This is a genomic window from Prolinoborus fasciculus, from assembly GCF_056724605.1.
The window spans coordinates 76,779-85,841 of the sequence record NZ_JBWZQN010000003.1 but is presented as its reverse complement, the minus strand read 5'-3'; the positions used below and the strand labels follow the sequence as shown (position 1 = coordinate 85,841).

Genomic DNA, 9,063 nt, shown 5'->3' with positions numbered 1-9,063 from the left:
CTTTCAACTTTTGCCAGTGTTGATCTGTCAGCATGGTACGAGGCATAGCGAATAGTAAAATTGGGTTTGGCGATTTGATTTTACTACTTCGCTATTTTTTTAAGCTAAAAGTGTCAACACACCCTAATCTAAATCAACTGAATTAATAATTTTTCTTTTTAAAGACCATGTTTCTGTATCAACTAAAACAGTGAATAATTCAATATTATTATTCCGACTAAATTCTTTTAACTGTAAAATTTTAGGAACTTTATAACCATCGATTAAATTATCATACTTCCTTCTTTGATCACGATAACTATTTTCCCCAAGATATATCTCAACAAATGCATCTGATGGGATGCTTTTTAAGAATATACTTCTTGAACCAATATATTTTCTTTCCCACTGCTCTCCATCCAACTCAAATCTCTTATCTTCCTTTGAATGATAAGAATGGTATTCCTCACTCCCCAAACATTTCACTACCCTAACCTCCTCTTCATACGCCCAACATAATTGCTTATAAAGAACAGCATGTTTTAGTAATCTCTCATGAGATTTCCACCATATATGATGCTTACTTCCAATTTGCATTAATTGCACGGCATCTATTGAATTAATATGTTGTAGCACTGTATTCACATAAATTATCTCTCCTCTCTGAGCAGGTATCGTATAATTTTCAAAACTTTCTAAACCTGCCTTCTCTGTATCAATCCCGATCACCATTCCTTTATGACTATCTGCATAATGAGACCACATTAAAGGATTTAAGTAAGGGGGCTCGAGTTAAAGACAATACTGCATATTTATTGATAAACCGACTTCTTACAGCTTGCGTTTCTACACCAACATTTACCGTTTCCCCCATTAAAGCTAAAGCCGTCACCTCAAATGGATCATTAAAATCGCGCGTCAAAGAAAAGCCTAAAGCACTTGTTTCTAATATTTTTAAACCAGCATCAAAGCCAACATATTTATATAAAATCATTATTCTTATCCAATAAAAAACCCCGCTTTCGCAGGACTTTTATAGCATAAAAATCAGCCAATTAAGAGATTAGTTTTTCTATTTATCAACGATTTTGTTTGAATCCAAAATATGAAAAAATGGGAAAGCACTGCTTTCCCATTTTTTAAGGTACGCAAACATAGAAATAAAAAACCCACTCAAATTAAGTGGGTTTTCGCATTCAAATCAATTGATTCGAGAAATTAGTTTTTCTCTTTATCTACGATTTTGTTCGCTTGGATCCAAGGCATCATCGCACGTAACTTGTTACCCGTTACTTCGATACCGTGAGCCGCATTTTGACGACGACGAGCAGTCATAGATGGATAGTTCAACGCACCTTCTTGAATGAACATCTTCGCGTATTCACCAGATTGAATACGTTTAAGTGCATTACGCATTGCTTCACGAGACTGTTCGTTAATTACTTCAGTACCCGTTACATATTCGCCGTATTCAGCGTTGTTTGACACTGAGTAGTTCATGTCCGCGATACCGCCTTCGAACATCAAGTCAACGATCAATTTAAGTTCGTGTAGACATTCGAAGTACGCCATTTCAGGAGCATAGCCCGCTTCAACCAGAGTTTCGAAGCCCATTTTAACCAATTCAACAGCACCACCACAAAGAACTGCTTGCTCACCGAAAAGGTCAGTTTCAGTTTCTTCACGGAATGAAGTTTCGATGATACCTGTACGGCCGCCACCTACGCCTGAAGCGTAAGAAAGAGCAACGTTACGCGCATTACCAGAAGCATCTTGGTGAATCGCGATAAGGTCAGGAACACCTGAACCACGTTGGTATTCAGAACGTACGGTGTGACCAGGAGCTTTAGGTGCAACCATGATTACGTCTAAGTCAGCACGTGGAACAACTTGGTTATAAAGAATCGAGAAACCATGAGCAAATGCTAAAGTAGCGCCTTGCTTGATGTTTGGCTCAATTACGTCACGGTAAAGTTGAGATTGGAACTCATCTGGAGTCAAAATCATCACTACGTCAGCTTGTGCTACAGCAGCAGGAACTTCAGCAACTTTAAGACCTGAATTTTCAGCTTTCTTCCAAGAAGTAGAGTTCGCACGTAAACCTACAGTGACATCAACGCCAGAATCTTTCAGGTTAAGCGCATGCGCGTGACCTTGTGAACCGTAACCAATGATCGCTACTTTCTTAGATTGGATGATAGATAAGTCAGTGTCTTTATCGTAAAAAATTTGCATTGCTGTCTCCGCTTAATGCTTGTTTGTCTGTTTAAATCAGGCAATGACCCTTGTATTTACATTGCCTGATACCCCCTTCTTATTAGGATGAGGAAATATTTAAATTAGATGGTGAGTACTTTTTCGCCGCGTGCGATACCTGATACACCTGAACGAACCACTTCTAAAATCGTGTGTTCTGCAAGTGCATCAATAAACGCATCCACTTTTTCAGTGGTACCCGCGATTTGAATGGTATAGGTCGTTGGGGTTACATCGACAATCTGACCACGGAAAATATCTGCCGTACGTTTGATTTCGTCACGCGATGAACCCAATGCTTTGACTTTAATCAGCATCAATTCACGCTCAATATGTGCACCTTCAGACAGGTCAACCACTTTCACCACTTCAACCAACTTGTTAAGCTGTTTGGTAATTTGCTCAATCTTGTGATCATCACCATAAGTGGTCAATGTCAAACGTGAAAGCGTTGGATCTTCAGTCGGAGCAACATTCAATGTTTCGATATTGTAGCCACGCTGTGAGAACAAACCCACTAAACGGGAAAGCGCGCCTGATTCGTTTTCTACGAGTACAGAGATAATATGTCTCATTTCGTGCGCTCCCCTTTAGCCAACCACATATCCTGCATCGACTGACCCGCAATCAACATCGGATAAACGTGCTCGGTACGATCTACCATAACGTTAATAAATACGCACTTGTCGTTAATCGCCATCGCTTCTGCAAGCTTCGACTCTAGCTCATCGGCATGATTAATCTGAATACCGACATGACCATAGGCTTCCATCAGTTTGGCAAAATCAGGCAATGAATCTACATAAGAACTTGAATGACGTCCTTCATAGTTCATATCTTGCCACTGCTTCACCATCCCTAAAGACTGGTTATTCAGGCACAGGATTTTTACATTCAGGCCATATTGCTTACAGGTCGACAGTTCCTGGATACACATCTGAATCGATGCTTCACCGGTGATACACACCACTTGCTGTTCCGGGTATGCAAGCTTCGCAGCCATTGCATACGGCAAGCCTACACCCATGGTGCCTAGACCACCTGAGTTGATCCATTGACGTGGACGTTTGTATTTGTAATACATCGCACCAAACATCTGATGCTGACCGACATCAGAAGTAATGATCGCTTCGCCATTGGTCACTTTATCCAATGCCTGAACCACTTGTTGTGGCTTCATCACGCCATCAACACCCGCTTCAAAACGACCGCCATGAACCTTGCGCCATTCATTGATCTGTTTCCACCATGCCGCAATCGCTTCAGGATTTGGCTTAGAAACATTAAGCTGTTTCAACTGGTTCAACATCTCATTCAGTACAGGCTCTACAGCACCGACAATTGGAATGTGCGCCATAATGGTTTTTGAGATTGTCGCTGGGTCGATATCTATATGAATGACTTTAGCATTTGGACAGAATTTTGCAGGATTGTTGGTCACACGGTCATCGAAACGCGCACCCACACACAGAATTACATCTGCATTGTGCATGGTCATGTTAGCTTCATAAGTACCGTGCATACCCAACATACCGATGAACTGTTCATCATCACCCGGGAATGCGCCAAGACCCATCAAGGTATTGGTCACTGGATAACCCAATAGATGCGCAAGCTCTGTCAATTGTGCTGAAGCATTGCCTTGAACCACACCACCGCCTGAGTAAATAACTGGGCGTTTAGCATGGATCAGTTCTTCAATCGCTTTACGAATTTGACCTGAGTGACCACGGAACGGTGGCTGATACGAACGCATCTTCACTTTTTCTGGGTATTCGTAAGCAAATTTCTCTGCAGGATTGGTCGCATCCTTTGGAATATCAATCACTACAGGACCTGGACGACCTGAAGACGCAATATAGAAGGCTTTCTTGATAATCGCAGGAATTTCGCTGGCATGACGCACCTGGAAGCTATGTTTCACGATAGGACGTGAAATACCGACCATATCGGTTTCCTGAAATGCATCTTCACCAATCAGATGACTCGCAACCTGACCTGACAAAATCACCATCGGGATTGAGTCCATATAGGCCGTTGCAATTGGCGTTACCGTGTTGGTTGCACCCGGACCTGAAGTCACTAGCACAACACCGGTCTTGCCTGTCACGCGTGAGTAAGCATCGGCCATGTGACCGGCAGCCTGTTCGTGACGTACGAGATAATGATTGATTCTGTCTTGTTGAAATAGCGCATCATAAATATGAAGAACTGCGCCGCCTGGGTATCCAAAAACATGTTCAACGCCTTCGTCCGCTAATGCGCGAACAAGCATTTCACCACCAGATAGAAGTTCCAACGTGATTCACCCTAATATTATGACACTGCACAAATGGGAGGCATTTGCAGTGTTTCATTTGTTAACTGTCTGCACTGTTATAGCACACAAATTTCATAGTTTTCATAGCAATAGGAAAAAAATCTGATCTCTTGGCTGTTCGAGCAATACAAGACCTAAAACATGTTGGGATAAACATATTTTGCTTAGCTTTGTTCAATTTCTCGGCTAGAGAAATCGCCCACTGCATGAAATGACACTTAGTCGAAGGGTGATCGATTAAGGCATATAAAACTATTGCAGCATTCTTGTGTTTTCAGGCTTTAAAGTCAAGTTTAAAAAACAGGCAATATGCGCTTAAAAACACCTGATTTGCTGTTTTTAACAGCGATCTAGAGCAAAGACAGTAATAAAGAATTAATCTAATAATATTTAATCCAATAAAATTCATAAACTTATATATTTAATTTTATAAATTTTTAGTATGTCTTATATAAAAAAAATGAATGAATTTTTATTAAATCAAGTGAAGTTGTTTATCAATAAATTTTGTGTCTGAAAATTTGCTCACCACTTCTACAAACGAGATGCAGAAGCTGTTCGACTCTTAATCATGAATAGAGCGGATAAAAAATTCATTATTTTTACTGTGAAAATCACTACAATGTTTTGTAGTATTTTATGGCTAGAACACAGAGGCTCAAAAACAATGAAAATATCTTTTTTAACTGCCTTAAGTCTGAGTTGTGCAATTTCTCTAGGCATCTGTAGCAGCAGTGCTTCAGCAATCCAGTATTATAAATGGGTCGATACCAAGGGCACCACGCACTATACGAAAACACCACCACCGAAATCTGCGAAAAAAGCCACCACAGTGGATACCTATGGCTGGAAAAATTCAGCACCAGCATCATCTAGAACTACTGAAACTGAAGTTCAAACCGAGAACACACCTCAAGAACAACAGCAACAAGCCCCTCAAGTTCCTGCGAATCAGGACCAGCAACAACGTGAAGCCAACGAAGCCTTGCAGCAATCTAAAAATCGTGCAGTTGCTTTATAAGACACCTCTATATAGAACAGCGTGTTTTTTCTTCGGGAAATGCCGGCGCAAAATTCACTTTTAGGTACATTTTGCGCTATGCTGTGCAACAGACTTTTTTCACCGTAATTCACTGATACGTTTATGACTACTCACATTGATTCCGAATATCAAGCCAGTGCGATTGAGCCTCAAGTCCAACAGGATTGGGAATCTCGCAAAGCCTTTAAAGTTGCCGACAAAGTAGAAGGTCCACGTCGTTATATTCTCTCGATGTTCCCTTACCCAAGTGGCAAGCTACATATGGGTCATGTGCGTAACTATACGATTGGTGACGTGATCAGCCGTTTCCATCGCTTAAAAGGTGAAACTGTCCTGCAACCGATGGGTTGGGATGCTTTTGGTCTGCCTGCTGAAAACGCAGCGATTGCACACCAGGTTGCACCGGCAAAATGGACATTTGAAAATATTGCTTACATGCGTGACCAGTTGAAAAAACTCGGTCTAGCCGTAGATTGGGATCGTGAATTTGCGACCTGTACCCCTGAATACTATCGTTGGGAACAATGGCTATTTGTTCAGCTTTATAAAAAAGGCTTGATCTACCGTAAGCTTTCAACCGTGAATTGGGATCCGGTCGATCAGACTGTTCTTGCCAACGAACAGGTTGAAAATGGTCGTGGCTGGCGTTCAGGTGCATTGGTAGAAAAGCGTGATATTCCAATGTACTACTTCCGCATCACTGATTATGCGCAAGAGTTACTTGACGATTTAGACACGCTTAAAGATGGCTGGCCACAACAAGTGTTGACCATGCAGCGTAACTGGATTGGCCGCTCACAAGGGATGGACATCACTTTCCCTTCAGCAAATCCTGACGTGTATGCAGATGGTTTAACGGTATTTACTACCCGTGCCGATACCTTGATGGGCGTAACGTATGTTGCAGTTGCAGCAGAACACCCGATGGCGCTGAAAGCGGCTGAAACAAACCCAGAATTGGCTGCATTCATTGAAGAATGCCGTATGGGTTCTGTGGCAGAAGCGGATCTTGCGACTGCCGAGAAGAAAGGCATGGCAACCGGTCTTTCTGTGAAGCATCCTGTGACTGGCGAAGAAGTTCCGGTTTGGATCGCCAACTATGTATTGATGTCTTATGGTTCAGGTGCAGTGATGGCAGTTCCATCACACGATGAACGTGACTTCGAATTTGCCAATAAATATGGCTTGACCATCAAGCAAGTGATTGATGCTAAAGGCGCAGATGATGCCGACTTTGATGCGACTCAATGGCAAGAATGGTATGGCTCGAAAGAAGGTAAACTGGTCAATTCAGCCGAATTTGACGGTCTAGATTTCCAAGGTGCATACGATGCATTCCTTGCTAAATTAGAACCAACAGGCCTAGCAAGTTCTAAAGTTCAATTCCGTCTACGTGACTGGGGGGTTTCCCGTCAGCGTTATTGGGGTTGTCCAATTCCAATGATTAACTGTCCATCATGTGGTCAAGTGCCAGTACCTGAAGAGCAGCTTCCTGTGGTTCTTCCGACTGACGTTGTTCCAGATGGTTCAGGTAACCCACTGAACAAAATGCCTGAGTTCTATGAAACGACTTGTCCAAGCTGTGGTGGCGACGCACGTCGTGAAACAGATACGCTTGATACATTCGTAGAATCGTCTTGGTACTATGCACGTTATGCATCTCCAGACTTTACGGGTGGCATGGTGAAACCTGAAGCAGGTCAAACCTGGCTTCCTGTGAACCAATACATCGGTGGTGTTGAACACGCGATTCTGCACTTACTTTATGCACGCTTCTTCCACAAATTGATGCGTGATGAAGGCGTGGTACAAGGCAATGAACCATTCACTAACTTGTTAACGCAAGGGATGGTGCTAGCAGATACCTTCTATCGTGAAGCAGACTCAGGTAAGAAAACCTGGTTTAATCCGGCAGATATCGAGCTTGAAAAAGACGAAAAAGGCCGTGTGCTTTCTGCCAAATATAAAGAAGATGGCCAAGACGTTATCGTTGGTGGTCAGGAAAAAATGTCGAAATCGAAAAATAACGGTATCGACCCGCAATCGATTATTGACCAGTACGGCGCAGATACGGCACGTGTGTTCATGATGTTCGCGGCTCCACCTGATCAATCACTTGAATGGTCTGATGCCGGTGTTGAGGGTGCAAACCGCTTCCTGAAACGTGTATGGCGTTTAGCAACAGGCTTCCTTGAAAAAGCGAATACTGCTGCAAACATCGACAAAGCGGCACTGTCTACGGCTGCACAAGACTTGCGTCGTAAGACACACGAAACCATCCAAAAAGTCGGTGATGATATTGAACGTCGTCATGCATTTAACACTGCCATTGCTGCATTGATGGAACTTTTAAATGCTAACAACAAATTTGAAGCTCAAGATGACAATGACGTTGCTGTCGCACGTGAATCGATTACCACGCTGTTAACTTTACTTGCACCATTTGCACCGCATTTAAGCCAGACTTTATTGGCTGAATTTGGGATTGAATTGAATTCAACTTTATTCCCTGCGGTAGATGAATCTGCGCTGACACGTAATACGCAAACCATCGTGGTTCAAGTCAACGGTAAGCTTCGTGGCAAGTTAGAAGTATCTGTAGATGCCTCTAAAGATGACATCTTGGCTCAAGCCAAAGCATTGCCTGAAGTTCAGCAATTCTTGACGGGTCCAACCAAGAAAGAAATTGTGGTACCGAATAAATTAGTGAATTTGGTGGTTTAAATCCTTAAGTTCCCTCTCCTCTCAGGAGAGGGCTAGGGAGAGGTAAATATATAACCCCTCATCCTAACCTTCTCCCAGAGGGAGAAGGAACTTTCTGAAGGATTTCACAATTCCCAAACAAAGCCCGTTGCCAGCCAACGGGCTTTGACTTTACAATCCAGTTCAGGATTTCAAATATTCCCCTTCGGGAAGCATAGAGGGCAACACATGCATTTGGGCAAACATTTAGCAGCAATTGTTTTAACTTGTGGTCTGAGTGCAGGCTTAGTCGGCTGTGGCTTTCATCTGAAAGGAACCAATCCGAGCTCCGCCCCTGTTGCTTACTCTGTCATGAGCCTGTCTTTACCGCCCAATACTGAAGAACTGCAAGAGAAACTGGCAGTTTACCTCGGTGCTGCAGGCGTACAGCTGAGTAATGCACCCAATGCTTATGTGTTACGTGTCCTGGATTACACCCCTCGCCGTCTGGAACTGAACGGTAAACTAGTTGAAACCTTGTTACGTTTAAACGTGACTTTCCGGATTGAAGATGCACAAGGCAATCCGATCACTGAACCACGCACTGTCGTGGCAACACGTACGTATCAATATGATATTGAAACGGTCAACACCGATGACCAGGAACAAAAATATCTGAATCAGGTCATTATTGATGATGTGGCGCAGCAGATCGCGCGTCAGATTTCATCGAACCGCTTACCCTTAGCCAAACAAAATACCTCAGCGCAACCTGCTCAATAAG

At 42.8% G+C, this 9,063-nt stretch carries 8 protein-coding genes; 3 read left to right on the top strand and 5 right to left on the bottom strand.

What is annotated here, in order from left to right; all coding sequences use genetic code 11:
- Positions 1 to 123: 123 nt before the first annotated feature.
- From AC1P5O_RS01315 to AC1P5O_RS01295, 5 genes are all read right to left on the bottom strand, one after another.
- A complete protein-coding gene (locus AC1P5O_RS01315; RefSeq protein ID WP_004647453.1) occupies positions 124 to 744 on the bottom strand; it encodes a DUF2971 domain-containing protein in 621 nt (206 codons plus the stop codon).
- Complete coding sequence (locus tag AC1P5O_RS01310; protein WP_004647452.1) at positions 722 to 973, bottom strand: hypothetical protein; 252 nt, start codon at positions 971 to 973, stop codon at positions 722 to 724. Before AC1P5O_RS01310 ends, AC1P5O_RS01315 begins: the two co-directional genes overlap by 23 nt.
- Positions 974 to 1,197: 224 nt before the next feature.
- Positions 1,198 to 2,214: a ketol-acid reductoisomerase gene (gene ilvC, locus AC1P5O_RS01305; RefSeq protein WP_004647451.1), complete on the bottom strand. Its 1,017-nt coding sequence runs from the start codon at positions 2,212 to 2,214 to the stop codon at positions 1,198 to 1,200.
- 104 nt (positions 2,215 to 2,318) lie between these two features.
- Complete coding sequence (gene ilvN / locus AC1P5O_RS01300) at positions 2,319 to 2,810, bottom strand: acetolactate synthase small subunit (RefSeq protein WP_004278369.1); 492 nt, start codon at positions 2,808 to 2,810, stop codon at positions 2,319 to 2,321.
- A complete protein-coding gene (locus AC1P5O_RS01295; protein WP_004278370.1) occupies positions 2,807 to 4,534 on the bottom strand; it encodes an acetolactate synthase 3 large subunit in 1,728 nt (575 codons plus the stop codon). The genes ilvN and AC1P5O_RS01295 overlap by 4 nt, the downstream gene beginning before the upstream one ends.
- 688 nt (positions 4,535 to 5,222) lie before the next feature.
- On the opposite strand from AC1P5O_RS01295, the gene AC1P5O_RS01290 reads away from it, so the two are divergent.
- From AC1P5O_RS01290 to AC1P5O_RS01280, 3 genes are all read left to right on the top strand, one after another.
- Positions 5,223 to 5,576, top strand: coding sequence for a DUF4124 domain-containing protein (locus tag AC1P5O_RS01290; RefSeq protein WP_004647450.1), 354 nt, complete (start codon positions 5,223 to 5,225; stop codon positions 5,574 to 5,576).
- Between the two features lie 135 nt (positions 5,577 to 5,711).
- On the top strand, positions 5,712 to 8,321 hold the full coding sequence (gene leuS / locus AC1P5O_RS01285; RefSeq protein ID WP_499005504.1) for a leucine--tRNA ligase: 2,610 nt from the start codon (positions 5,712 to 5,714) through the stop codon (positions 8,319 to 8,321).
- Positions 8,322 to 8,528: 207 nt separating this feature from the next.
- On the top strand, positions 8,529 to 9,062 hold the full coding sequence (locus tag AC1P5O_RS01280; protein ID WP_005103222.1) for an LPS-assembly lipoprotein LptE: 534 nt from the start codon (positions 8,529 to 8,531) through the stop codon (positions 9,060 to 9,062).
- Position 9,063 lies beyond the last annotated feature (1 nt).